This is a genomic window from Vreelandella sp. 162(4c) (assembly GCF_058152265.1).
In genome coordinates, this window is record NZ_CM176981.1 from 2,020,149 (window position 1) to 2,042,972 (window position 22,824).

Genomic DNA, 22,824 nt, shown 5'->3' on the forward strand with positions numbered 1-22,824 from the left:
CACCACCCCAGAAACAAAAAACAAAAAAAACGCCGGTCAAGGCGTTTTTTAGGAGAAAAATCTAGCGATTGCCAGTTCTACACGAAAAAATCCACTTCGTTCTACGTCACTCCACAATAACTGCGCCGCCGTAGATACGCCGATACTCCTCGGGCAGGCGCTTGGGCCGCCCTGTTGAAAGCGCCACGCAGGCAAAGCGTGTACGGGCGTAAAGCAACGTTTTAGCGTCTTTGACTCGCACCAGCTGAAAACGGCGGGTCAAACTAAAGCGCTCGTCACAATCGACAATCCAGGTAGCCAGCTGTAGCTCATCACCTGCAAAGGCAGGCGCCAGGTAATCCAGCTCGTGGCGGTGAACCACCATGGCCCGATCAAGCTCTCGGTAACGCTCAAGAGAGAGGCCGAGCGCGACCGAGTGAGCCCAGCTAATCTGCTCAACCCAGCGCAGGTATTCACTGTTGTTGACGTGCTGATAAGCATCGATCGCCTCATCGGCCACGCGGATATCGATCACAAAAGGATCGGGCAGCGCCCACTCCATCGGCTAACTCCTGTGTACCTTTACTCCCCTACACGCTGACTTCTCTGAACTCTAGCTACCTGAACTAGTCGCGGAACACACGCACACCCAGCGCCTTCAGGTAAGACGTTTCAGGGATAGCCGGATGCACCGGGTGATCAGGCCCTTGGTGGCCTTGGAAAATCACCTGCCCGTGACGATCCTGGTGGCGAACCGCACCACGCACTACGTCCATTAGCCGCTCGGGCGCCAGGTGCATGGAGCAGGACGCAGACAACAGCAGACCATCGCGACCCAGCAGGCGCATGGCCTCGCGGTTCAAGCGGGCGTAGGCACGCTCACCGTTGGGAATGTCCTTGCGCTTTTTGATAAACGCTGGCGGGTCAAGAATGACCACGTCAAACTCCTCGCCCTCTGCCTTCAACGCTGCTAACGCTTCAAATGCATCTCCCTCACTAACCGCTACCTTCTCCTGCACGCCATTCAGCTCGGCGTTGCGCGCCACTTGAGCCAGCGCCGGGCCTGAAGAGTCCAGGCACATCACCTCTTTCGCGCCATGAACAGCCGCCTGGACGCCCCAACCGCCTACGTAGCTGAATACGTCCAGCACGCGCTTACCTTCCACATTGCGATTGATCCACTCGCGATTAACCCGGTGATCAAAGAACCAGCCGGTCTTCTGACCGTTCAGCACCGGCACCACAAAGTGAGCGCCGTTCTCTTCGAGCACCACTTCGTCAGGCAGCGTACCTTTGATGACGTCAACGTGGGCCTCAAGACCTTCCTGACGACGGCCGCCAGTATCGTTACGGAAGACGATCACCTCCGGTTTGATGACTTTTTCCAGCGCGTCGACAATTTCATCCGCCAGCGCCTGCATACCCGCGGTATTGAGCTGCACGACGAGGACATCACCAAAACGATCGATCACCAAACCTGGCAACAGGTCGCCTTCGCCGTGGATCAAGCGGTAGAACGGCTGCGCATAAAGGCGCTGACGCAGTGCCAACGCTTGATTAAAGCGGTGTACAAACAGCGAACGATCCAAGCGCATCTCGGGGTCACGAGACATTATCCGGGCAGCAATTAACGAATGAGGGTTTACATACGCGACGGCCATTACTTTGCCATTGGAGGCTTCTACCAGTGCGGTTTCGCCTGCCGCAAAGTTTTTCAGCGGCGTCTCTTTGATATCCACCTCATTGGAGTAGATCCAAAGATGGCCCGCTTTAAGACGGCGGTCGGCATTTTTATTCAGGCGCAGGCGTTGGGTCACAGCAATCTCCAAAAATTTTGTCTTTAAAACCTTGCCTTAAAAACCTGTGTCTTAAAACCTGGGCTTAAAAACCCGTGTTTTAAAAACTCAGACAAGGCAAAAGATGAGGCAAAGCAATACTTAAATAAAACAGTAGCACTGATAGGTAGCCATTAGCGCTGGCAGCCGGGGCAGAACACACTAGCACGCTGGCCAAGCGTAATGCGCCGAAGCTCAGCGCCACAGCGCAAACAGGGTTGGCCGTGGCGGCCATAAACATTAAGGCGTTGGGCAAAGTAGCCGGGCTCACCCTGGCCACTGACAAAGTCCCGCAGCGTGGTGCCACCTTGGGTAATTGCCGCCGCCAGCACGTCTTTCACGGCCAGGGCCAAGGCGTCATAGCGAGCACGGGAAACTCTCCCCGCCGCACGGCGGGGATCAATGCCGGCCATAAATAGCGCCTCTGCCGCGTAGATATTCCCGGCACCAACAACCACCTGGTTATCCATCAGAAACGGTTTTACTGCCACGCGCTTGTTGCGCGAGAGCGTGTAGAGCCATTTGCCGTTAAACGCATCAGACAGCGGCTCAGGGCCCAAGTGAGCAAGCCGTTTATCCTGCGCTGCGTCTGCGGCCTGCCAATCCACAAAGCCAAACCGACGGGGATCGTGATAGCGCAGCACATAGCCGCTGGCAGTCACCACGTCCACGTGGTCATGCTTTTTAGGCAAATCCCCCACCCGGGCAATCCGCAGACTGCCCGACATACCCAAGTGCCAGAGCAGCGTCGCGCTAGCGTCACCTTCAAGCGCGCCGCCAGCCTGGATAGGAATCTGCAGGTATTTTGCCCGCCGCATCAACCCCCCAATGCGCGCACCTACCAACCGCTCGGCCAGATCATCGGGCACAGGCACACGCAGCCGCGGCTGACGCACCAGCACTTCGGTGACTTCCTGGCCTTCAATATAGGGAGCAATCCCGCGTCGGGTGGTTTCAACTTCAGGAAGTTCGGGCATATTTAGACATCGTACCTGCCTGTAGTGACAGCCTAATGAAGGTGGTTTAGCGAAGCATGCGACACACGAAAGACATGCATGCAAAAACCCGGCTTGAGGCCGGGTTTTTGAACAGGCGCTCGCCTGCAGTGGAAGCCGATCAACATCGCAAAAGCGATTACTTGATCTTCGCTTCCTTGTAGATCACGTGCTTACGGATGACCGGGTCGAATTTCTTGAATTCGAATTTATCCGGAGTGTTCCGCTTGTTCTTATCAGTGGTGTAGAAGTGGCCTGTACCGGCACTGGACACCAACTTGATTTTATCGCGCATGGTTTAACTCTCCCAAAATGCTTGGCCCAAAATACCTGGCCCAAAGGGCTCTGTATAATAAAGCTGGCTTAGATAGCGTCGCCACGCTTACGAATAGCAACCAAAACTGTGTCGATACCTTTCTTGTCGATGATGCGCATTCCTTTAGTGGAAACGCGCAGCTTGACGAAGCGGTTCTCAGACTCAACCCAAAAACGATGGGTGTGCAGGTTCGGCAAGAAACGACGACGTGTCTTACGCTGGGAGTGTGAAACGTTATTTCCAGTTACCGGACGCTTGCCGGTAACCTGACATACTTTGGACATTAGAGCCTCCAACTGCTTGGCCAGGATATAATAACCTGAGTGTTCAAAACTGTCGGGCAAACCGGAGCAGGGAAGGTGTCGACGCCGTTAACCGCCAAGCTTTATCCAAATCCGTTATTCAACCCAAGTTTAAAGGTGGCACTTTATACCAGAGCACCCGACTTACAGCAAGCAAAACCCACAAAAAAGGCTGGAAAAGCACTTTTTTGCTCATTTTACTTAATCAAAACGGCATAGAACAGTGCATTCTTATACTGCTTATAGCCAGCCGCGCTCGGCAAAAGAGATCACTTCTCCATCCCCCACCACGAAATGATCCAGCACGCGCACGTCAAAAAGTACCAGCGCCTCTTTGAGGCGTTCCGTGATACGTCGATCAGCATCGCTTGGCTCTGCCACACCAGAAGGGTGGTTATGCGCCAGGATAACGGCGCCAGCGCTCAGCTCTAATGCGCGCTTGGCAACTTCGCGGGGGTAAACGGATGCGCTGTCTAGGGTACCGCGAAACAGCGATTCATAGCGAATAATTCGGTGCTGAGTATCCAAAAAAAGCACCGCAAACTCCTCATGCCCTAAATGGCGTAGCTGCGAACTCAGGTAGTGGCGCACCAAGGCAGGTGATGTCAGCGCATTGCCCCGCGCCAACTGGCTGGCTAAATGGCGCCGCGACAGCTCAAGCGTCGCCTGGAGCTGAGCGTACTTGGCGCTACCTAACCCACGGGCAGCACAGAAGCTTTCCTGATCGGCCTCTAGCAGTTGGCGCAAACCACCGAAACTGCTGAGTAAATCCCGCGCTAAATCGACCGCCGAACGACCCTGTACGCCAACACGCAAAAAAATTGCCAGCAACTCGGCATCTGAGAGCGCCTGGGCGCCAGTATTTAATAGCTTTTCCCGGGGCCGCTCACCTTCCGGCCAGTGATTAATTCCCATCGCACCTCACCCGCGCTGCCCATCTTTGTCGATCGAAGCCAGCCTCAACACGCATAGCTTTACAGCCATAAGCCTCATTAAACCTAGCTTAACCTTGTTTGTGCTCAATATGCCAAATTGTTGGTGCCAATGGTATGGTAAGCCTCCTTACGAACGCGGATATGGATCACTGACCATGGCCTCTGCTGTTAACTCGACAAGCGCGTCGACGCTCGCCGGCAAACGCGTACTGCTCGGCGTTAGTGCGGGTATCGCTGCCTACAAAAGCGCGTTGCTTGTGCGCCTGCTCAAGCAGGTGGGCTGCGAGGTGCGCGTGGTGATGACCGACGGGGCCCAGGCCTTTATTACCCCGCTCACGCTGCAGGCGCTCTCCGGCGAGCCTGTGCGCACCTCTTTACTCGACCCCGAAGCCGAGGCGGGCATGGGCCATATTGAGCTGGCCCGCTGGGCGGATATAGTGCTGATCGCTCCGGCGACTGCCGACCTTATCGCTCGTTTGGTGCACGGTATGGCCGACGACCTGCTCACTACGCTCTGCCTGGCCTCAGAAGCGCCCAAACTGATTGCCCCGGCGATGAACCAGGCTATGTGGCGCCACCCCGCCACCCAGCGTAACGTAGCGCAGCTTGAGCATGACGGTTGGCAGCTCATAGGCCCCGCCGCCGGTGACCAGGCCTGTGGCGATGTGGGGCCAGGCCGCATGAGCGAGCCTGAAGAGATTTTTAGCGCGGTTACGGCGCTGTTTGCTGCCCCTATCACCACAGCGCCTCACTCACATGCACCCCATATTGTGATCACCGCTGGCCCTACCCGTGAGCCACTGGATCCCGTGCGCTACATCTCCAATCAAAGCTCGGGGAAAATGGGCTTTTCCCTGGCCGCAGCCGCGGTAGCTGAAGGGGCCAAGGTGACGCTGATCAGCGGGCCGGTTAACCTACCCACTCCCCAGGGCGTCACTCGAATTGACGTTGAGTCAGCCGAGCAGATGCACGCTGAAGCTCAGCGGCTAGCGCCTCAAGCGGCGCTGTTTATCGGCTGCGCGGCTGTCGCCGACTATCGCGCGGCAGCCCCTGCCGAGCATAAGCTCAAAAAGCAGGATGATAGCGACACACTCACCCTGACCCTGGTTAAAAATCCCGATATCATCGCCGGCGTCGCGGCACTGCCCGCCAAACAGCGCCCGCTGGTGATCGGCTTTGCCGCCGAAACCCAGGAGGTTGAGCGTTACGCACGGGATAAATTACAGCGCAAAGGGCTGGATATGATCGTCGCCAACGACGTCTCCCAGGCTGGCCTGGGCTTTGGCAGCGACCAGAACGCCGCCTGGATACTCTGGCGCACCCCTCAAGGCGTCGAGAGCCGCTCAGAAGCTACACAGCCGAAGACACAGCTGGCCACCACCATCATCCGTCAAGCGCTCGCCCTACTACCCACAACAGCCGCTACGAAAACATCTGGAGAATCCCCATGAGTGCACGCCCCCGCCTGCAGTGCAAAGTATTAGATGAGCGTTTGCACGACTACCTCCCTGCCTACGCGACAGCTGGCTCGGCGGGAATGGATCTGCGCGCCCTGCTGGATGAGCCGTTAATATTAGCGCCCGGCGATTGTCAGCTCGTACGCACCGGCATTGCCATCTATATTGAAGATCCGGGCTTGGCAGGCATGATCCTGCCGCGCTCCGGTTTGGGGCATAAACATGGCATCGTGCTAGGCAATTTAGTGGGTTTAATCGACTCAGATTACCAGGGCGAACTAATGATTTCGGTCTGGAACCGTGGTCAGAGCTCGTTTACGCTAACCCCCTTCGATCGGCTGGCACAGTACGTGCTTGTGCCTGTGGTACAGGCCGAACTCTCCTTGGTGGACGCGTTTGAAGACTCCTCAAGGGGCGGCGGCGGGTTTGGCAGTACGGGCAGTCAGTAACGAGTGGTCGCGCCTGTTTAGGAACCCTTTTAAGGAAACGTCTATTTAGCTGGGAAGCCCTATGAACGCACAGTCTGTACCCGCTTCGATTTTTCGCGCCTACGATATTCGCGGTATCGTTGACGACACGCTCACTGAAGAGACGGTAGAAATGATCGGGCGTGCTGTCGGCTCTGAGGCCGCCGCGCGGGGCGAATCCAGCGTGGTAGTCGCCCGCGACGGTCGCCTTTCAGGCGCTCGGCTGCAAGCAGCGCTGATGCGTGGCCTGAACGCCGCAGGGCGCGATGTGATCGATATCGGCATGGTGCCCACCCCGGTGCTCTACTTCGCCACTCACATACTGGAAGGCACCCACTCAGGCGTAATGGTCACCGGTAGCCACAATCCGCCTGACTATAACGGCTTTAAAATTGTGCTGAGCGGCGAAACGCTCTCTGGTGATGCGATTACAGCCCTGTTTGAACGTATCCAGTCCGGCAACCTAGACAGTAGCTTAGACAATGCTCAAGGCAGTATCACCCAGCAGGATGTTCGTGAACGCTATTTAACGCGCATTCTAGGCGACGTTAAGATCAACCGACCGATAAAAGCCGTGGTCGACTGCGGCAACGGCGTTGCCGGGGAACTCGGTCCGCAGCTGCTGGCACGGTTAGGTATTGAGACCATCCCGCTGTTTGCGGAAATTGACGGCCATTTCCCCAATCACCACCCTGATCCGGGCAAGCCGGAAAATGTCCAGGATCTGATCCGCAAAGTGCACGAAACCGGGGCCGACATTGGCCTTGCTTTCGATGGTGATGGCGACCGTCTGGGCGTTGTCACACCCACTGGCAAGCTGATTTATCCCGACCACCTGCTGATGGTGTTTGCCACCGATATGCTCGCGCGCCAACCTGGGGCCAAGGTTATTTTCGATATTAAGTGCACCGGCAACCTGGTCAAAGTGATCAGCGAGGCCGGCGGCGAACCGGAAATGTGGCGTACCGGGCACTCGATGATCAAGGCGCGTATGCAGGAAACCGGCGCTCAGCTTGGTGGCGAGATGAGTGGGCATATTTTTTTCCAAGAGCGCTGGTATGGTTTTGACGATGGCCTCTACGCCGCCGCTCGGCTGGTAGAGATTCTCGCCAATCAAGCCGACGACGCCGATACTTTTTTTGCCAACTTCCCTCAAGACGTTGCCACACCGGAAATTAATATAGCGGTTACCGACGATAACAAATTTTCTCTGGTGGATAAGCTTGCTCGCGAGGGCGACTTCGGCGAAGGTATAAAAACAACTTTGGACGGCATTCGCGTTGACTACCAGGATGGCTGGGGGCTGTGCCGCCCCTCGAACACCACGCCTGCACTGGTCATGCGCTTTGAAGGGAAAGACGAGGCCGCGCTAGCACGCATCAAAGCAGTTTTTAACGACGCGCTTCGGCGCGTCGCGCCAGACATTGAGCTACCCCAGTAGACAGATAGCTCTTCAAATAGTTAGGCGCTGAAGGGATCGCGACCACCTAGAAAGCGCGACCCTCACCACTCAATCAGCATAAACGTTAGCAGCATAATAAACGTTCGCAAGGGACAACCTCATGAGTTCAGCCAGTCGCGATCCCCAGGTCGTTGTGGAGGTGCTTTCCGAAGCCCTCCCGTATATTCAGCAGTTCTCCGGCAAAACCGTGGTGGTCAAATATGGCGGTAACGCCATGACCGAAAGCACCCTGATCGACTCCTTTGCCCGCGATATCGTGTTAATGAAGGAAGTCGGCATCAACCCGGTGGTGGTGCATGGCGGCGGGCCGCAGATCGGAGACCTGCTCAAAAAGCTCAACATTGAATCTCGCTTCGTCAACGGCATGCGCGTTACCGACTCGCAAACCATGGACGTGGTCGAGATGGTACTGGGCGGCTTGGTCAACAAAAGCATCGTCAACCTGATCAATCAAAGCGGCGGTAAAGCGATTGGCTTGACCGGTAAAGATGGCTCACAAATTCGTGCCCGCCAGCTCAAAGTTGAGCACCAAAGTCCCGAAATGACGGCGCCCGAGATCATCGATATTGGCCATGTGGGCGAAGTGGAGTCGATCTCAACTGAGCTTATCGAGATGCTGGCAGCGCGTGATTTTATTCCGGTGATTGCACCGATTGGCGTCGACGCCGCAGGCCACAGCTACAATATCAACGCTGACCTGGTAGCGGGAAAGATCGCCGAAGCGCTCAATGCAGAAAAGCTGATGCTACTCACCAATGTCGCCGGGTTAATGAACACCGAAGGTGAAGTGCTCACCGGTTTAAGCACCGCTCAGGTGGATGACCTGATCGCCGATGGCACGATTTATGGCGGCATGCTGCCCAAAATCCGCTGCGCGCTGGATGCAGTGAAGGGCGGCGTGAACAGCTCGCACATTATTGATGGCCGTGTCCCCCACGCGGTGTTACTGGAAATTTTCACCAATGCTGGGGTAGGTACTCAAATCAAGGACGCGAGCTAACCGCGACGGAGGTCACATTATGAGCGAAGATCAAAAACCTCGCCGCCGCGAGCAAATTCTCCAAGCCCTGGCATTGATGCTCGAGGAAGATAGCGGCAAGCGCATTACCACAGCCGCCCTCGCCCGCCAGGTAGGCGTTTCAGAAGCGGCGCTCTACCGCCACTTTCCCAGCAAAGCGCGTATGTTTGAGGGGCTGATTGACTTTATCGAAGAGAGTATTTTTGCCCGCATCACGCGTATTTTAGAAGACGTTCCCGACGCCAACTCCCGCTGCGGCACCATACTCGCGCTGCTGCTGGGCTTTGCTGAGAAAAATCCTGGCCTGGCACGAGTGATGGGCGGCGACGTACTCACCGGCGAAACCGCACGGCTACGCCAGCGGGTCAACCAGCTGTTTGAACGCCTGGAAATGCAGCTTAAGCAGATTCTGCGCGAAGCCGAACTGCGTGAAGGCCTACGCCCCACGATTCCTGCCTCTGCCGCTGCCAATTTGTTAGCGGCCCAGGCGGAGGGGCGAATTTCACAGTATGTGCGCAGCGACTTTAAGCGCTTGCCCACCGAACATTGGGAAGATCAGTGGTCGCTGCTGTCGGCCCACTTACTGCGCGCCACGGCACAGCCTGCTTAGGCTCGCGTGCTGGCTGCACAAAAAGCCGGCTCCTTTAACGGGAGCCGGTTTTTTTAATGCTGAAAAGCCACAAATTGTGCATTCAGCGTGGTCTTAGGCGACCATTTCCTCACCCATTTTCTGACGCAGCTTTTTCATGGCATTTTTTTCGAGCTGGCGAATACGCTCCGCGCTGACGCCGTAGACGTCGGCCAGATCATGCAGCGTCTCTTTGCTATCGGCTAACCAGCGGCGCTGGAGAATATCCCGCGAGCGCTCATCAAGCCCTTCGAGGGCAAGCTGCAAACGGCGCGTCGAGTCTTCCTCGAAGTTGCTATCTTCCAACTGCGTGGCAGGGTCGGAAGCGGAATCATCCAGGAAGTGCACCGGCGCTTGATAGGTGCTCTCTTCATCATCGCCTGCCGGAGCATCATAGCCTGCATCGTAAGACGACAAGCGCCCTTCCATATCGCGCACGATCTCGGGCTTAACGTCGAGATCTTTGGCGATGGCGTCCACTTCGTCGTTGTTCAACCACGCCAAACGCTTCTTCGCACCGCGCAGGTTAAAGAACAGCTTGCGCTGGGCTTTGGTCGTGGCAATCTTAACGATCCGCCAGTTGCGCAACACAAATTCGTGAATTTCTGCTTTAATCCAGTGCACGGCAAACGAAACCAGACGAACGCCCTGGTTCGGATCGAAGCGCTTGACGGCTTTCATCAAGCCAACGTTACCTTCTTGAATCAAATCCGCTTGGGGCAACCCATAGCCCGAATAGCTACGCGCGATATGCACCACAAAGCGCAAATGCGACAGTACCAAACGACGAGCGGCTTCCAGATCGCCTTCATCATAGAGGCGATAAGCGAGCTCACGCTCTTCATCGGCCGTTAATACCGAAATTCCATTGACTGCGCGGATATAACCGCCCAGATCGCCGCCGGGCGAAAGCTGCCCCACCGGTAGAAGACTAGTGCTCATGTGCAGGTGGTCTCCCCTGTAACCCATCGTGGTTGACGTAGCACGTTATCAATAACCTATTACAAAACCGTGATACTAATTCAGTCATACACATTCAGTCATACACATTCAGTCATACGAATGTCTGCGATACTGAGACCTTAACGCAAGCATAAAGTTCGCAGGTTAAGCATTACCAGCAGTATCGCATTAGCTGCTTAGAATTCATCAATTATCTTGGCCGAATACTCGAAAGGTGACGAGTCACCGCCAACCAGGCACCCAACCAACCTAGTAGTGTACTGCAAGATAGCAGAATTGTAGAGCCTGTCACGTCGAGTTGGGGTAAAGAAAAACTCGCCCCGTAACTTGCCGCCAGAGCGGATACCGGCAGGGAAAGCCAGTGATTGCCCAGACCTAACAAACCTAGTGCCAACAGCCCACCGCCTAAGCCGTACCAAGCACCGCTGTACAGGAAAGGCCGTCGCACAAAGGCATGCGTGGCGCCAATGAGCATCACGACTTCAATTTCCCGGCGACGACTCTCCACCGAGAGACGAATGGTATTACCGACCACCAGCAGCACGCCTAAACCAAACAGCACCCCTAGCGCCAGCGCTACACGGCGACCTAGCTCGGCTAGGTTTCTCAGCCGCTCTACCCAGGCCAGGTCAAGACGCACCTCATCCACCCCAGCGAGCGCTTCAAGACGGGCGGCCAACTGCTGCATGGCAACTGGATCAACGCTTTCTGGGCGCACCACCATACTGATAGGCAGCGGGTTACTCTCCAGCCCTGCCAAGGCATCATCGAGCCCCAGCGACTGCTGGAACTCCGCCATACCCTGCTCGGCGCTGATCAGCTGGGTTTCGAGCACGTCCGGTTCCGCGTTGACCGCCTCCTCGATACGCAGCGACTGGGCATCATCAGCACTCAACTCCAGGTAGACCGTTAGGGTGGCGCTCTCATCAAGCTCTGCATCCAGCAGGCGGGCACTATCCAGGGTTAGCCACAGCGCCGCAGGCAGTACCAGTGCAATAGCGATCGCCAGCATGGTCAGGAGATTACCCAGCGGATAGCGTATCAAGCGCTGAAAGCTATCCCACCCCATACTGCGGTGATGGCGCCCCCATGCCCGCAGGCGGCTGGAAAAGCGCGTTTGCTGCGACCTGGCGCCCCGCTGTGGCGCTTGGGCTTTCTCAACCGCTGGTTTAACAGCGGCTTTGCGCGGCGTTTTTAATGCTGCTCCCTGACGACGCTTGGGTGTCGCGGATGACCTCATACCGCCCCCTCATCGGCTACCAACCTGCCGTCGCTTAAGCGCAGGATGCGGTGGCGCAGTCGGGCAATTAGGGCCAAATCGTGGCTGGCGATCATCACGGTGGTACCAATCCGATTAAAGTCCTCAAATAGCGCCATGATATCCGCCGAAAGCTGGGGATCCAGATTGCCCGTCGGTTCATCGGCAAGCAGGAGCGCGGGCTTATTAACCACCGCCCGGGCAATGCCGACCCGCTGCTGCTCGCCGCCGGAGAGCTCTATGGGCAACGCCTTTTCACGATGCAGCAGCCCCACTTTATCTAACGCGGCACGCACACGGCGGGCGGCTTCCCGAGGTTCAACCCCTTGAATCTCCAGCGGTAGAGAAACATTGTGAAAAATGCTGCGATCAAAGAGCAGCTGATGATCCTGGAAAACCACGCCAATTTGGCGCCGATAGAACGGCACTTGGCTGGCATGCAGCTGGGCAATGTCGTGCCCCGCTACGACGACGCGCCCACGGCTAGGTTTCTCAAGGCGCATGATTAAGCGTAGTAGCGAGCTTTTCCCCGCCCCGGAGTGGCCGGTAAGAAACACCATTTCGCCCCGGGCAACCCGAAAGTTAAGATGTGCCAGCGCTTCAAAGCGTCCACCGTAGCGTTTTCCCACATGCTCAAAGGCGATCATGCGCTGGCATCGTCCCCTTGGCGGTCAAATAGCGCTTGGACAAAATCATTGGCCTCGAAGGGGCGCAGATCGTCGATGCCCTCCCCCACACCAATAAAACGAATCGGCGTTTCCAGCTGTTTAGCCAGCGCGAAAATAATCCCGCCTTTGGCGGTGCCGTCCAGTTTGGTTAGCGTGATCCCGCTGACCGGCACGGCGTCGTTAAAGGTGCTGGCCTGGGAAATCGCGTTTTGCCCGGTGCCCGCATCCAGTACTAGCATCACTTCATGAGGCGCGGTGTCATCTAGCTTCTGCATCACCCGGTGGACTTTTTTCAGCTCTTCCATCAGGTGGCTTTTGTTATGTAGCCGTCCGGCGGTATCGGCGATCAGTACATCAACACCTCGCGCAGTGGCGGCCGCTACCGCGTCATAAATCACCGAGGCGCTGTCCGCGCCGGTGTGTTGGGCGATGACCGGCACCTTGTTGCGCTCGCCCCAGACTTTGAGCTGTTCGACAGCGGCGGCACGGAAAGTGTCACCGGCCGCCAACATAACGCTTTTGCCTTCGCGCTGAAAACGCTGGGTGAGCTTACCAATGGTGGTGGTTTTACCCACGCCATTAACACCCACCACTAAAATAACAAACGGCCCCTTGCCCGCCTTTTCCAGTACAAGCGGTTTGGCGACCGGCGCCAGCATGGCGGACAACTCTTCTTGCAGGCCACGGTAGAGGGCTTCTGGGTTGTTCAACTCTTTGCGCGAGACCCGCGCTTCCAGGCGACCAATAATCTCGGTCGTCGCATCAATGCCCACATCGGCCATTAACAGCTGCGTTTCCAGATCTTCCAGCAGTTCGTCATCGATCTGTTTTTTACCTAAAAACAGATCGGCGATGCCATCGGTTAAATTGGCACGGGTTTTCCCCAGGCCTGACTTGATACGCGCAAACCAGCCTTTCTGGTCGCTTTTGTCAGCCACCGGTTTCTCTTGCAAAGCGGGCGCGGGCGTCAGCTCTGGCTCTGGCTCTGGCTCTGGCTCTGGCTCTGGCTCTGGCTCTGGCTCTGGCTCTGGCTCTGGCTCTGGCTCTGGCTCTGGCTCTGGCTCTGGCTCTGGCTCTGGCTCTGGCAAAGTTTCCGGCGCTTCTGAGGTCTCTTCAACAACGTCAGTGGAAGTCTCGGGCGTTGCAATGTCCATCTCATCGGCTTGCTCTTGAGGCTGCTCCTTTAACTGCTCCTCCTGCGCCTGCTTGTCTTGAGGCGCCTGTTGCGGATCTTGCTTATTCTTGCGTTTAAAAAAACCAAACATGAGTGTTACCCGACATAAATAGTGGACATTAAGGTTATGCTAACACCGTAACCCAAGACTTTGGATAAACAGCCCGCTACAATCCGCTTTATGACACGACAACGCCCCCCTCGATCCTCTACATCCCGCCGCACACCTGCTCAGCGGGGTGGTCAACAACTTGGCAAACCCGTTGGTAAGCCACTTGGTAAGTTACGCATCATCGGCGGTGAGTTCCGCCGCCGTCAGTTGCCGGTGCTGGATAGCCCAGGCTTGCGTCCAACCCCAGACCGAGTGCGTGAAACGCTGTTCAATTGGCTCGGCCAACAGCTTTACGGCCAGCAGGTACTCGACCTGTTCGCAGGTACCGGTGCGCTAGGCATTGAAGCGGTGTCTCGCGGCGCCTCCTGGGTCGATTTTGTCGAGCGCGACCCGCGGGTAGCGGCGCAGCTGTCGACCAATCTGGCATCGCTCAATATTACCGCAAGCGCGGTGCATGTTAACGATGTTCAGACTTATCTGACGCGCCCAGCCAAGCCCTATACGCTGGTCTTTCTTGACCCGCCTTTCCATCAGCAGCTGGCCGCGCCCTGCTGTTCGACATTGGAAACTAGTGGCTGGCTGGATAACGAGGCAATGATTTACCTGGAAACCGAGACATCGCTGGCTCCCAAGGTGCCCGCCAACTGGCTATTGCACCGCGAAACCCAGGCGGGCGAAAGCACTGCGCGGCTCTATCAACGTCAAGCACCGTAAACAGCGCTTGCCGCCACGCGGCGGTGGCGTTACGCTCGCCTCATTCGTCCCTACTGACAAGCTTTGTGCTTGTTTATTTGGGTGCCTTTTTATGACCTATTTTGGGTTTTCGTTTTTACGCTAGGGAGAGATACATGAGTCTGGAGCTATTTAATCAACTTGAGCAGAAAGTCACCGACACTGTTGATGCACTGGAGATGATGAAACTGGAAAATGAAGAGCTGCGCGGCGAAAACGCCAAGCTGAAAGAGGAGCGCGAAGAGTGGGAGCGTCGCCTCAACAGCCTGCTCAGCAAGTTCGACAGCCTCGAAACCTCCAGCACGCCTTAGGCTCAGGATAAGTGCGCTGCTGCCCTAAAGCACCAGGGACATCAGCAGCGCATCCTCACGCCCGGCGGCGGCTTGCGACGATAGCGGTGGGTAGTAGCCTTTGCGCCGTCCGTCTTCGCTAAACCCGCAGCGCTGGTAGAGCCGGATAGCGCTAAGATTACTCACCCGCACCTCTAGCAGCAGCCGCTCGCTCAGCCAGCCGCGTGCGGTGGACAGCACGACCTCCATCAACGCCCGACCTGCTCCACTGCGTCGCTGCTCTGGGTGTACCCCAATGGCTTGTAGTTCCGCCTCAAACGGCAGTCGCGCCACAATGGCGTACCCTAACAACTGCTCATCCTGCCACCAGCCCAGTACACAGGTATCCTGGCTGCCCAACGCTGCCAGCATTTGCGTCTCAGAAGTACCGCTCTGCGCCCGGTACTCAAGCGCAATCAGTAGGGCTAGGTGCTCAACGTTGAGTTCAGTGATCATCCGTTGCCTGCTGAGCACTTTCTAACTGAGTGCCCACTGCCTGAGCGCCAGTCGCCTTATCGGCTTCCCACTGCTGGCCTAACGCCTGCAGCGCTGGCCAGAGGTCGCGCTTACTATGGCTACCGTCGAGGAGCGCCCCAAGTGAGGGGCCCTGCCATAAGGGCAGCGAAAGCGTTTGGCTGTGACCTTCAGCCACGTTCAGTATGCGCTCCAGCGGCGCTTGTTCAGCTCCAGATTCGGTATCAGGCTCGGCTTCCAACTCACCCCACCAGAGTAATCGCTCTAACCGCCACCCCTGTCGGCTCGCGCTTCCAGCGATAAACGCCGCCAAGCCCTCGCGGGCTTCGTCCAGGGGATCCTCCACCGCAAAGGCGTTGGCCATTTGCGGCCAGGTGAAGTGGCTCACTTCCGGCAACGCTCCACGCTGAATGCCCGCGGCCTGTAACAGGTTGGCCAGTAGCTGCTGCTCAAGCGGACTCATTTCCCCCGCCTGCAGCACCATCCAGCGGCCCTCAAGACAAACGCAGGAGAGCGCGAACTTAAGCGGTTTGGCTGGCACGGTTTCCGCGCTGGAAGTCGCCGTCTCCGGGTTGGCAATCGCCGGCTTATTTTGGCCCGACTTGTCCGCACGCTGCTTGTCTTGACCCAGCAGTGCCCGCACCGCCGAGGGTGAGGCAATGGCTTCGCCTGAGGCCTGGGGGTCGGAAGATTGAAGTTCGGACGGTTGAGGTTTGGACGTTTGCCGCTTGGGCGCAGGGGCGTCGTCCAGCAATGCCTGTAGCCGCTCCCGAGGTGGCGTAGGGGCAGGCGTCGAATCCTCCCACTCGCAGGCCTCGGTGGGTAGCGCATTAGGCAACTGGTACTTCGCGGCCCAGGCGGTAATACCCATGGCGTCCAGGTAGTGGCGCCGAGTAACTTCTTGATTCACTTCCCGCCGCCGCGACAGTTGGGTGAGCTCGGGCGTTCACCGCCGTGTGCCTGCCACTCGCTGGGGGTATAAAGATGCAGCGCTAAGGCGTGCACCGGTCCGGAAAGCTCATCGGCCAACAGCGCATAAATTTGCTGGTGACGCTTCACCGGCATCATGCCGTCGAAGGAGTCACTCACTAGCGTCACTTTGAAGTGGGTTTCAGAGTTCGCGGGCACGTTGTGCATGTGGCTTTCGTTTTCAACCTGCAGCACGTCCGGCGCAAGTGCCGTTAACTTCTGCTCAATCTGTGTCTGCAGCGTCATAAGGTTCTCCTTGAGAGATCACAAACCATTTTATTGTACGCGCTTACTGGCCCGCAGACGATGCCCGTCGAGCGTGTAACGCACGCCTTGCCAGCGGCATACGCGCCACGCTTGCCAAGAGCGCCAGCAGCGTGGTCGCCGCCCCCAGCCAGAGCGTTACCTGTACCGGCCAGCCTAGCGCCAATGCAGCACCGACTAAGGCCACGCCAAACGACTGCCCGACGGTACGCGTGGTGCTCATGACGCCAGAGACGTTGGAACTGCGCTCCGGTGGCAGACTACCCATCATTTCGCGATTGTTGGGTGGCTGGAACAGGCCAAAACCAATACCGCATAGCGCAGTGCGCCATAGACTTCCCGCCACGCCGGTCGACTCATCGACCAGCGCCAGCGCAATCAGGCCAATGATAAGTAGGCCAAGCCCCGCGCTGGAGAGAATACTGGGATTAATACGGTCGGCTAAGCGCCCCGCTACAGGGCCAACGAACATGATAGCCAGTGGCCAAGGAGTGAACAGCCAAGCGGTTTCCAGTGGCGAAAAACCCATCTGCTCCTGGTAGAAAAACGACAGCGCTACAAACGTAAGGCCCTGACCTATAAAGGCAAGCCCAGAGGCCGATACCGCCAGTGTAAAGCGCAGCTCGGCAAACACGCTAAGCGGCAACAGTGGATACGGCGCACGACGCTGACGCGCAATAAACCCAGCACAGGCCAATACTGCCAACAGTACCCAGCCGCCGCTTTGCCAAATCGGCGCGGCGTGGCTCACGGCGTCCATGGCAATAAAGAAGCTGGCCAGCATAACGATCGAGAGCAGCGCCCCAGCCACATCAAAACTGCCTTTGCGTGGCTCTTCTCGGGGCAGCGCACGCTTGGCGAGCCATAACGAGCAAAGACCCAGCGGCACATTTAGCGCAAACAGCCAGGGCCAGTCGGCAAAGGACAGGATTACCCCACTCAGCGTGGGCCCTGCCGCGTACCCACCGGCCACCACCAAGGCACTCAAGCCAAGGGCGCTGCCCAAGAGGCGCGAGGGGAAAATGGCTCGATAGAGCGATGGGCCAATCGATAGTGTGGCCGCAGCACCTAGCCCCTGAAAGGCACGAAATACCAGCAACGTTTCTAAATTGCGTGATAGTGCTGCCCCTAGCGCGGCCGCGACAAAGGTGGCCAGTCCAAACAGGTAGAGCCTGCGACGTGTGATCAATTCACTAATGCCCGCAAACACGAGCAAAAAAGCCGCACAAACAACCTGAAACAGGTTGGTAATCCATACCGCTCGGGATGCCGACACATTCAAGTCGGCGGCAATAGTGGGCAGCGCTAGATTGATCATGGTGGTATCGACCACCGCCATCAAGGTACCGGTTACCAGCGCCAGCACGGCAAGGGCGCGTTCAGGCCCAGGCAGGCCATCGTCGCCGGGGCGGGTTTCAAACAGTCGCATGCAAGCGTTCCTAGGCAGGAGATATCTTAAACAAAACGGTGAAAGCGAAACGACTCAAATAGTGGTATTCAAAATCCTGTCTTAAAAACCACTATCTTAAAAACATTGTCTTAAAAACATTGTCTTAAAAACACAGAAACCGGCCTAAGCCGGTTCCGTATTGCGCTATTTCGAAGTGCGCTAGCTGGCTGTTAGCAACCAGCCGCTCAGGCAACCACTAAGCTTAAATAATACTAGGCTTGCCTAAATACTAGCACGCTAACGGCTAGTCCTGCTCACTATCGAGCAGTAACGCATCATCGACTTCTGAGATTTCCAGCGCCGTTTCGTCGTCTAGATCAATGGCCAGGTAGCTGTGCTCGACGCGCACAAACTCCTGGAACAATGCCCAGTCGAGTTTATCCGGCCACTGCCGTTCGTCCTCTTCCCAAGCGCGCAGCTCAGTCTCGAGAATTTCCACGTAGCGGTCGCGCACAAAAGTTTCCAGCGCTTCCGGGGTATCCATCTCTGGAATCAGGTAAATGGTACTTTCACGTTCGACGTCGTCCAGGGTCAGGTCGTCGTCTCCCATGGTGGGTTCCAGCGCGTTGATCCAGTCCACAAAGGGCTGGGTCGGCCTGACGCTCAGTGCGGAGCGGTTAAGCAGTTTCATGGGATTCTCCTCGCCGTCGAAACGTTGACCATTATGGGCGCTATAACGCGCCCTTACCAACTTTTCATCCGTTATCGTAGCGTGTTAGTCCACTTCAGGGCGCATCGCCGGGAACAGCAACACATCGCGAATCGATGCGCTGTCGGTGAACAGCATCACCAAGCGGTCAATACCGATGCCTTCGCCCGCGGTGGGCGGCATGCCGTACTCCAAAGCACGCACGTAATCTGCATCGTAGTACATTGCTTCCAGGTCACCGGCATCTTTTTCCGCGGACTGGGCACGGAAGCGCTCCGCCTGATCTTCTGCGTCGTTAAGCTCCGAGAAACCATTGGCGATTTCGCGACCACCGACAAAGAACTCAAAGCGGTCAGTAACGAAGGGATTGGCGTCATTACGCCGGGCAAGCGGACTCACTTCAGCTGGGTATTCGGTGATAAAGGTCGGCTGGTCGAGCTTATGCTCGGCAACCTCTTCGAATATCTCCGTTTGCACCTTGCCCAGGCCCCAGCTCTCTTTGACCTTGATGCCCAGTTTCTCGGCGGTTGCCCGCGCCGCTTCCAGCGAATCCAAATCGCTGTCGGCAATGCCGTCTCCATGATCAAGAATCGCCTGACGTAGCGTTAAGCGGGCAAAAGGTTTGCCGAAATCGTAGCTCGCGCCCTGATACTCAATCACTGAGTTACCGAGCACTTCTTCAGCGGCGGTGCGCAGCATCGCTTCGGTCATATCCAGCAGGTCGCGGTAATCCGCATAGGCCCAGTAGAACTCCACCATGGTGAACTCTGGGTTGTGGCGCGTTGATAACCCTTCGTTGCGGAAGTTGCGGTTAATCTCGAACACTTTCTCAAAACCGCCCACCACCAGACGCTTGAGGTAAAGCTCTGGCGCAATACGCAGATACATGTCGATATCCAGCGCATTGTGGTGGGTAATGAACGGCCGAGCCGCCGCTCCGCCGGGGATCGGCTGGAGCATCGGTGTCTCTACTTCCATAAAACCACGCGCTTCAAAGAAGCGGCGCATGGAGCTGATGACCGCTGCGCGGGTTTCAAACACCTTGCGCGACTGCGGATTCATGATCAGATCCACATAGCGCTGGCGATAGCGGGCTTCCATATCGGTGAGGCCGTGAAACTTGTCCGGCAGCGGGCGCAGGCTCTTGGTGAGCAGCTGCGCCTCTTTCATCATCACGTACAGATCGCCCTTGCCGGATTTATGCACCGGCCCGTGGGCAGCGACGATGTCACCGATATCCCAGCTTTTAACGTCTTCCAGCACGTCGGCGGGCAGGCCCTTTTTATCCACGTAGAGCTGGATTTGCCCGGCCACATCTTGAATGACGATGAAGGGGCCACGTTGACGCATCACACGACCCGCCACAGCGGCGTGGTGATCCAGCGCTTCAAGCTCGGCCTTGTCTTTATCGCCGAAGGCATTTTGCAGCTCGACGGTTAGGCTGTCGCGGCGAAAATCATTGGGAAACGCACTCTTTCCCTGCTCAGCGGCGCGCTCACGGCGAGCAGTCAACTTGGCACGGCGCTCGGCGATCAGGTGGTTTTCGTTGTCTGCAGGAGACGCGTCTTGGTTAGCCATGGGGCACCCTGTTCATGTTCAAACGCTAAAAAAATTACAAACCTTGCTTCAAGCTGGCGACGATAAATTGATCAATATCCCCGTCGAGTACTTTATCGCAGTTGCTGGACTGCACGCTGGTGCGCAAATCCTTGATGCGCTGATCATCCAGCACGTAAGAGCGAATCTGGCTTCCCCAGCCGATGTCAGCCTTGGAGTCCTCGGCCTCCTGCTTGGCGGCGTTGCGCTTTTGCATCTCGTGTTCCCACAACCGCGCTTTCAACTGCTTCATGGCAAAATCGCGGTTGGCGTGCTGGCTGCGTTGCCCCTGGCAGGCCACCACGATACCGGTCGGCTCGTGGGTAATCCGCACGGCCGAATCGGTGGTGTTTACGTGCTGACCGCCCGCGCCGCTGGAGCGGTAGGTATCGACGCGCAAGTCCGAGGGATTAATCTCTACCTCGAAACTGTCGTCAATTTCCGGGGACAGGAATACCGAGGCAAACGAAGTATGCCGACGGCCACCGGAATCAAACGGGCTTTTACGCACTAGGCGGTGCACGCCGGTTTCAGTACGCAGCCAGCCGAAAGCGTAATCGCCCTGGATATGCACCGTGGCCGACTTAATGCCCGCCACTTCGCCCGCAGAGATTTCGGTGATATCGGCTTTGAAGCCGTGACTCTCCGCCCAGCGCAGATACATGCGCAGTAAAATATTGGCCCAATCCTGAGCTTCGGTGCCACCAGAGCCGGACTGAATTTCCAGGTAGGCGTTGTTCTGATCCATTTCACCGGAGAACATGCGCCGAAACTCAAGCTTTTCTAACGCCGCCTGCATGCTGTCCAGCTCTTTGCACACTTCTTCGACGGTGCCTTCATCCTCTTCCATTTCTGCAAGCTCTAGCAGATCCCGGCTATCGCCAAGGCCCTGCTCAAGTTCATCAATGGTGGCCACTATGGCTTCGAGGGAGGCGCGCTCTTTGCCTAACTTCTGCGCGTAGTCTGGATCGTTCCAGACATTGGGGTCTTCCAGTTCGCGGGTGACCTCTTCTAGCCGATCTTTCTTCTCGGCATAGTCAAAGATACCCCCTAAGAACGTCTGTCCGCTCAGACAGGTCCTTGAGCTGGTTGTGAATCGGATTGGTTTCCAACATGGGATCGCCCTAGCTTGGTCTACTCGGATCGTACAGAGGTGTATCGATCAGAAAAGCGCATAGTGTAACGAAAGCCGACACGCCCCGCATCCAATGGCCTGCCACTAGGCAATAAAAAACCCGGCATGCGCCGGGTTTCATTGGGGTTTGGCTCTTTAGGGCTTAAAAGCGATAGGTTAACTGAGCACCAAAACCGTGAGCTTCGTTTTTGTAGTCGGCTGAGTAGGAGGCCCCGCCAACCGGCTGGCCACCCGTGGCCTGGCTGGCCAGCAGGTCGCTACGATCCTGCTCAACAAAGGTGCCGCGCTCTGACAGATAGGAGTAGGCAACATCGACAGTCAGGTCAGGCGTTGGGCTCCATCCTGCCCCCAGCGAGAAAATACGCCGATCATCGGAAGGAATACGTACGCTACGATCCTCATCATTGGTCGGCGTCATGTCTAACGTAACCCCAGCACGAAGCGCCAATGTCTTGGTTAACTGGTACTCGCCGCCAGTGGCAAACGCCCAGGCGTTTGAATAGTTCTGAAACTCTTGGGTAATCGTATCGCCTTGGCTGCCGGTAACCAAAATTTGATCAAAGTGGCTCCAACGCACCCAGGATGCACCGAACATCAGCTTGAGACGGTCAGTCATTTGCTGGGTAAGCGAGAAGTTAACCGTCTCAGGGGTGGTCAAATCCAGGCTAGCAGTATCTGAGCGAACGACATTACCCAGGGGATCAGTAGCGCTAAAATCACCTTCCAAGGTGTAGTCTACTTTCGAGCGGTAAGTCAGCCCCAGGGTGGTTTCAGGTACTGGACGATAGATTACGCCTAAGTTATAGCCCCACGCTTCGTCGTCACCATCAACCCGCGAGTCGATGTCGGCATCTGGGTTAAAGGTGGCCTCACTGGGTACTTGTCGGCGTAGTTCGCCTTCCACACGGTTGTAAGTAATCCCCGCGCCTACTGACCACTGGTCATTAAAGCGGTAAGAAACCGTCGGCTGTGCACTGACCACCTTGACTTCGGTGTAGTCGCCAAAGTAGCGACCCTGGAAATCATCTTCATAATCGGTTTTTGAGCCAAAGGGTGCATACACCCCAAACCCGAATGCAAGTTGGTCGGTCACCGGGTGCGCATAAAACGCAAAGGGGATCGGCGTCCCCGGCACCATATCGCCATCATTCCCACCGGGGATACTACCAACGGGAATCTGATTGCCATTTGGCGCGCCACCAAGCGCGACCCCGGAGTCGATATAGCGAGAAGCTTCGACATTAGAGATGTCAGTATTCACGTTTAGATACGTGCCACCAACGGTCACCTGGGCACGGTCTAAAAACGACATACCCGCTGGGTTACCGTACACAATGGTTGCATCATGGATGTTAGAGCTTCGCCCGGCATGGCCATAGCCCTGCCCACTCACGCTCTGCTCGTTAATTTGATACCCGCCCGCGTGGGCTTGGCTGGCAAAAGCGGCCGTAATGGCAGCAGCCAGGGTGAGCTTATTAAATTTATTATTCATAGTGGGCCTCTCTTCCCGATGATCCAGTGGATACCGACGATCCACCCTCTTTATTTTTACATGACTGTTTTCTCGCAACTGAGCCAAAGGTTCAAGGGCAAACGTTCGTTTTATTTTATTTTTGGCTTATACATTAGTCGCACGGTCGTTTTAAATCAGTGTTTT

The 22,824-nt window shown here is 56.6% G+C and carries 25 protein-coding genes; 7 read left to right on the forward strand and 18 right to left on the reverse strand.

Annotated elements, in window-relative coordinates:
* Positions 1 to 106: 106 nt before the first annotated feature.
* The 6 genes from AC4EYZ_RS09105 to radC form a co-directional block, all read right to left on the reverse strand.
* Positions 107 to 541, reverse strand: coding sequence for an acyl-CoA thioesterase (locus AC4EYZ_RS09105; RefSeq protein WP_009288620.1), 435 nt, complete (start codon positions 539 to 541; stop codon positions 107 to 109).
* A 64-nt stretch (positions 542 to 605) separates the two neighbouring features.
* Complete coding sequence (locus AC4EYZ_RS09110) at positions 606 to 1,796, reverse strand: class I SAM-dependent rRNA methyltransferase (RefSeq protein WP_022520202.1); 1,191 nt, start codon at positions 1,794 to 1,796, stop codon at positions 606 to 608.
* A 152-nt stretch (positions 1,797 to 1,948) separates the two neighbouring features.
* Positions 1,949 to 2,791, reverse strand: coding sequence for a bifunctional DNA-formamidopyrimidine glycosylase/DNA-(apurinic or apyrimidinic site) lyase (mutM, locus tag AC4EYZ_RS09115; RefSeq protein WP_022520203.1), 843 nt, complete (start codon positions 2,789 to 2,791; stop codon positions 1,949 to 1,951).
* Between the two features lie 157 nt (positions 2,792 to 2,948).
* Positions 2,949 to 3,104: a 50S ribosomal protein L33 gene (gene rpmG, locus AC4EYZ_RS09120; protein WP_022520204.1), complete on the reverse strand. Its 156-nt coding sequence runs from the start codon at positions 3,102 to 3,104 to the stop codon at positions 2,949 to 2,951.
* 68 nt (positions 3,105 to 3,172) lie between these two features.
* Positions 3,173 to 3,409: a 50S ribosomal protein L28 gene (gene rpmB / locus AC4EYZ_RS09125; RefSeq protein WP_022520205.1), complete on the reverse strand. Its 237-nt coding sequence runs from the start codon at positions 3,407 to 3,409 to the stop codon at positions 3,173 to 3,175.
* A 258-nt stretch (positions 3,410 to 3,667) separates the two neighbouring features.
* Complete coding sequence (gene radC / locus AC4EYZ_RS09130; RefSeq protein ID WP_009288617.1) at positions 3,668 to 4,342, reverse strand: RadC family protein; 675 nt, start codon at positions 4,340 to 4,342, stop codon at positions 3,668 to 3,670.
* A gap of 175 nt (positions 4,343 to 4,517) precedes the next feature.
* Here radC and coaBC point away from each other — a divergent pair, with 175 nt between their 5' ends.
* From coaBC to slmA, 5 genes are all read left to right on the forward strand, one after another.
* Positions 4,518 to 5,813, forward strand: coding sequence for a bifunctional phosphopantothenoylcysteine decarboxylase/phosphopantothenate--cysteine ligase CoaBC (gene coaBC, locus AC4EYZ_RS09135; protein WP_490204230.1), 1,296 nt, complete (start codon positions 4,518 to 4,520; stop codon positions 5,811 to 5,813).
* A complete protein-coding gene (gene dut, locus AC4EYZ_RS09140; protein ID WP_233974523.1) occupies positions 5,810 to 6,268 on the forward strand; it encodes a dUTP diphosphatase in 459 nt (152 codons plus the stop codon). Before coaBC ends, dut begins: the two co-directional genes overlap by 4 nt.
* Positions 6,269 to 6,329: 61 nt before the next feature.
* A complete protein-coding gene (locus tag AC4EYZ_RS09145; protein WP_457547854.1) occupies positions 6,330 to 7,727 on the forward strand; it encodes a phosphomannomutase/phosphoglucomutase in 1,398 nt (465 codons plus the stop codon).
* Positions 7,728 to 7,848: 121 nt separating this feature from the next.
* The gene (argB, locus tag AC4EYZ_RS09150; RefSeq protein ID WP_007111740.1) at positions 7,849 to 8,748 is read left to right on the forward strand and encodes an acetylglutamate kinase; all 900 of its coding nucleotides are present in this window, start codon (positions 7,849 to 7,851) and stop codon (positions 8,746 to 8,748) included.
* Between the two features lie 19 nt (positions 8,749 to 8,767).
* Positions 8,768 to 9,376, forward strand: a complete 609-nt coding sequence (gene slmA / locus AC4EYZ_RS09155) for a nucleoid occlusion factor SlmA (RefSeq protein WP_490204231.1) — start codon at positions 8,768 to 8,770, stop codon at positions 9,374 to 9,376.
* 93 nt (positions 9,377 to 9,469) lie between these two features.
* On the opposite strand, the gene rpoH is transcribed toward slmA, so the two are convergent.
* The 4 genes from rpoH to ftsY all read right to left on the reverse strand — a co-directional run bounded on the left by rpoH (position 9,470) and on the right by ftsY (position 13,548).
* Complete coding sequence (gene rpoH / locus AC4EYZ_RS09160) at positions 9,470 to 10,336, reverse strand: RNA polymerase sigma factor RpoH (protein WP_022520210.1); 867 nt, start codon at positions 10,334 to 10,336, stop codon at positions 9,470 to 9,472.
* A 211-nt stretch (positions 10,337 to 10,547) separates the two neighbouring features.
* The gene (gene ftsX, locus AC4EYZ_RS09165; RefSeq protein WP_027957754.1) at positions 10,548 to 11,597 is read right to left on the reverse strand and encodes a permease-like cell division protein FtsX; all 1,050 of its coding nucleotides are present in this window, start codon (positions 11,595 to 11,597) and stop codon (positions 10,548 to 10,550) included.
* Complete coding sequence (gene ftsE / locus AC4EYZ_RS09170; protein ID WP_022520212.1) at positions 11,594 to 12,262, reverse strand: cell division ATP-binding protein FtsE; 669 nt, start codon at positions 12,260 to 12,262, stop codon at positions 11,594 to 11,596. The genes ftsX and ftsE overlap by 4 nt, the downstream gene beginning before the upstream one ends.
* Positions 12,259 to 13,548 carry a signal recognition particle-docking protein FtsY gene (gene ftsY, locus AC4EYZ_RS09175; RefSeq protein ID WP_490204232.1) on the reverse strand — a complete coding sequence of 430 codons (1,290 nt, stop codon included), beginning with the start codon at positions 13,546 to 13,548 and terminating at the stop codon, positions 12,259 to 12,261. Before ftsY ends, ftsE begins: the two co-directional genes overlap by 4 nt.
* 90 nt (positions 13,549 to 13,638) lie before the next feature.
* Here ftsY and rsmD point away from each other — a divergent pair, with 90 nt between their 5' ends.
* Positions 13,639 to 14,283, forward strand: coding sequence for a 16S rRNA (guanine(966)-N(2))-methyltransferase RsmD (rsmD, locus tag AC4EYZ_RS09180; protein ID WP_022520214.1), 645 nt, complete (start codon positions 13,639 to 13,641; stop codon positions 14,281 to 14,283).
* Between the two features lie 134 nt (positions 14,284 to 14,417).
* Entirely contained in the window at positions 14,418 to 14,612 is a 195-nt protein-coding gene (zapB, locus tag AC4EYZ_RS09185; RefSeq protein WP_022520215.1) for a cell division protein ZapB, read from the forward strand.
* 24 nt (positions 14,613 to 14,636) lie between these two features.
* On the opposite strand, the gene rimI is transcribed toward zapB, so the two are convergent.
* The 8 genes from rimI to AC4EYZ_RS09225 form a co-directional block, all read right to left on the reverse strand.
* Entirely contained in the window at positions 14,637 to 15,086 is a 450-nt protein-coding gene (gene rimI, locus AC4EYZ_RS09190; protein WP_022520216.1) for a ribosomal protein S18-alanine N-acetyltransferase, read from the reverse strand.
* Entirely contained in the window at positions 15,076 to 16,014 is a 939-nt protein-coding gene (locus AC4EYZ_RS09195; RefSeq protein WP_159175991.1) for a hypothetical protein, read from the reverse strand. The genes rimI and AC4EYZ_RS09195 overlap by 11 nt, the downstream gene beginning before the upstream one ends.
* Positions 16,011 to 16,319 (reverse strand): BolA family protein, encoded by a 309-nt coding sequence (locus AC4EYZ_RS09200; protein WP_190374051.1) that lies wholly within the window; start codon positions 16,317 to 16,319, stop codon positions 16,011 to 16,013. Before AC4EYZ_RS09200 ends, AC4EYZ_RS09195 begins: the two co-directional genes overlap by 4 nt.
* 43 nt (positions 16,320 to 16,362) lie before the next feature.
* A complete protein-coding gene (locus AC4EYZ_RS09205; protein ID WP_022520219.1) occupies positions 16,363 to 17,766 on the reverse strand; it encodes an MFS transporter in 1,404 nt (467 codons plus the stop codon).
* 265 nt (positions 17,767 to 18,031) lie between these two features.
* Positions 18,032 to 18,418, reverse strand: a complete 387-nt coding sequence (locus AC4EYZ_RS09210; protein WP_022520220.1) for a hypothetical protein — start codon at positions 18,416 to 18,418, stop codon at positions 18,032 to 18,034.
* An 84-nt stretch (positions 18,419 to 18,502) separates the two neighbouring features.
* A complete protein-coding gene (lysS, locus tag AC4EYZ_RS09215; protein WP_022520221.1) occupies positions 18,503 to 20,014 on the reverse strand; it encodes a lysine--tRNA ligase in 1,512 nt (503 codons plus the stop codon).
* Positions 20,015 to 20,048: 34 nt separating this feature from the next.
* Positions 20,049 to 21,147 (reverse strand): peptide chain release factor 2 gene (gene prfB, locus AC4EYZ_RS09220; protein WP_138800386.1). Its coding sequence is split into 2 segments (ribosomal slippage): positions 20,049 to 21,071 and positions 21,073 to 21,147, totalling 1,098 coding nucleotides; the frame shifts between segments, so codons are not numbered across the junction.
* Positions 21,148 to 21,309: 162 nt separating this feature from the next.
* Entirely contained in the window at positions 21,310 to 22,659 is a 1,350-nt protein-coding gene (locus AC4EYZ_RS09225) for an OmpP1/FadL family transporter (protein WP_022520223.1), read from the reverse strand.
* Positions 22,660 to 22,824: the final 165 nt, after the last annotated feature.

Excerpts from the sequence above, each read along its gene's own strand:
- AC4EYZ_RS09105 (WP_009288620.1), bottom strand. The coding sequence starts at position 541 with ATGGAGTGGGCGCTGCCCGATCCTTTTGTGATCGATATCCGCGTGGCC.
- mutM (WP_022520203.1), bottom strand. The coding sequence starts at position 2,791 with ATGCCCGAACTTCCTGAAGTTGAAACCACCCGACGCGGGATTGCTCCC.
- rpmG (WP_022520204.1), bottom strand. The coding sequence starts at position 3,104 with ATGCGCGATAAAATCAAGTTGGTGTCCAGTGCCGGTACAGGCCACTTC.
- rpmB (WP_022520205.1), bottom strand. The coding sequence starts at position 3,409 with ATGTCCAAAGTATGTCAGGTTACCGGCAAGCGTCCGGTAACTGGAAAT.
- radC (WP_009288617.1), bottom strand. The coding sequence starts at position 4,342 with ATGGGAATTAATCACTGGCCGGAAGGTGAGCGGCCCCGGGAAAAGCTA.
- coaBC (WP_490204230.1), top strand. The coding sequence starts at position 4,518 with ATGGCCTCTGCTGTTAACTCGACAAGCGCGTCGACGCTCGCCGGCAAA.
- dut (WP_233974523.1), top strand. The coding sequence starts at position 5,810 with ATGAGTGCACGCCCCCGCCTGCAGTGCAAAGTATTAGATGAGCGTTTG.
- AC4EYZ_RS09145 (WP_457547854.1), top strand. The coding sequence starts at position 6,330 with ATGAACGCACAGTCTGTACCCGCTTCGATTTTTCGCGCCTACGATATT.
- argB (WP_007111740.1), top strand. The coding sequence starts at position 7,849 with ATGAGTTCAGCCAGTCGCGATCCCCAGGTCGTTGTGGAGGTGCTTTCC.
- slmA (WP_490204231.1), top strand. The coding sequence starts at position 8,768 with ATGAGCGAAGATCAAAAACCTCGCCGCCGCGAGCAAATTCTCCAAGCC.
- rpoH (WP_022520210.1), bottom strand. The coding sequence starts at position 10,336 with ATGAGCACTAGTCTTCTACCGGTGGGGCAGCTTTCGCCCGGCGGCGAT.
- ftsX (WP_027957754.1), bottom strand. The coding sequence starts at position 11,597 with ATGAGGTCATCCGCGACACCCAAGCGTCGTCAGGGAGCAGCATTAAAA.
- ftsE (WP_022520212.1), bottom strand. The coding sequence starts at position 12,262 with ATGATCGCCTTTGAGCATGTGGGAAAACGCTACGGTGGACGCTTTGAA.
- ftsY (WP_490204232.1), bottom strand. The coding sequence starts at position 13,548 with ATGTTTGGTTTTTTTAAACGCAAGAATAAGCAAGATCCGCAACAGGCG.
- rsmD (WP_022520214.1), top strand. The coding sequence starts at position 13,639 with ATGACACGACAACGCCCCCCTCGATCCTCTACATCCCGCCGCACACCT.
- zapB (WP_022520215.1), top strand. The coding sequence starts at position 14,418 with ATGAGTCTGGAGCTATTTAATCAACTTGAGCAGAAAGTCACCGACACT.
- rimI (WP_022520216.1), bottom strand. The coding sequence starts at position 15,086 with ATGATCACTGAACTCAACGTTGAGCACCTAGCCCTACTGATTGCGCTT.
- AC4EYZ_RS09200 (WP_190374051.1), bottom strand. The coding sequence starts at position 16,319 with ATGACGCTGCAGACACAGATTGAGCAGAAGTTAACGGCACTTGCGCCG.
- AC4EYZ_RS09205 (WP_022520219.1), bottom strand. The coding sequence starts at position 17,766 with ATGCGACTGTTTGAAACCCGCCCCGGCGACGATGGCCTGCCTGGGCCT.
- AC4EYZ_RS09210 (WP_022520220.1), bottom strand. The coding sequence starts at position 18,418 with ATGAAACTGCTTAACCGCTCCGCACTGAGCGTCAGGCCGACCCAGCCC.
- lysS (WP_022520221.1), bottom strand. The coding sequence starts at position 20,014 with ATGGCTAACCAAGACGCGTCTCCTGCAGACAACGAAAACCACCTGATC.
- AC4EYZ_RS09225 (WP_022520223.1), bottom strand. The coding sequence starts at position 22,659 with ATGAATAATAAATTTAATAAGCTCACCCTGGCTGCTGCCATTACGGCC.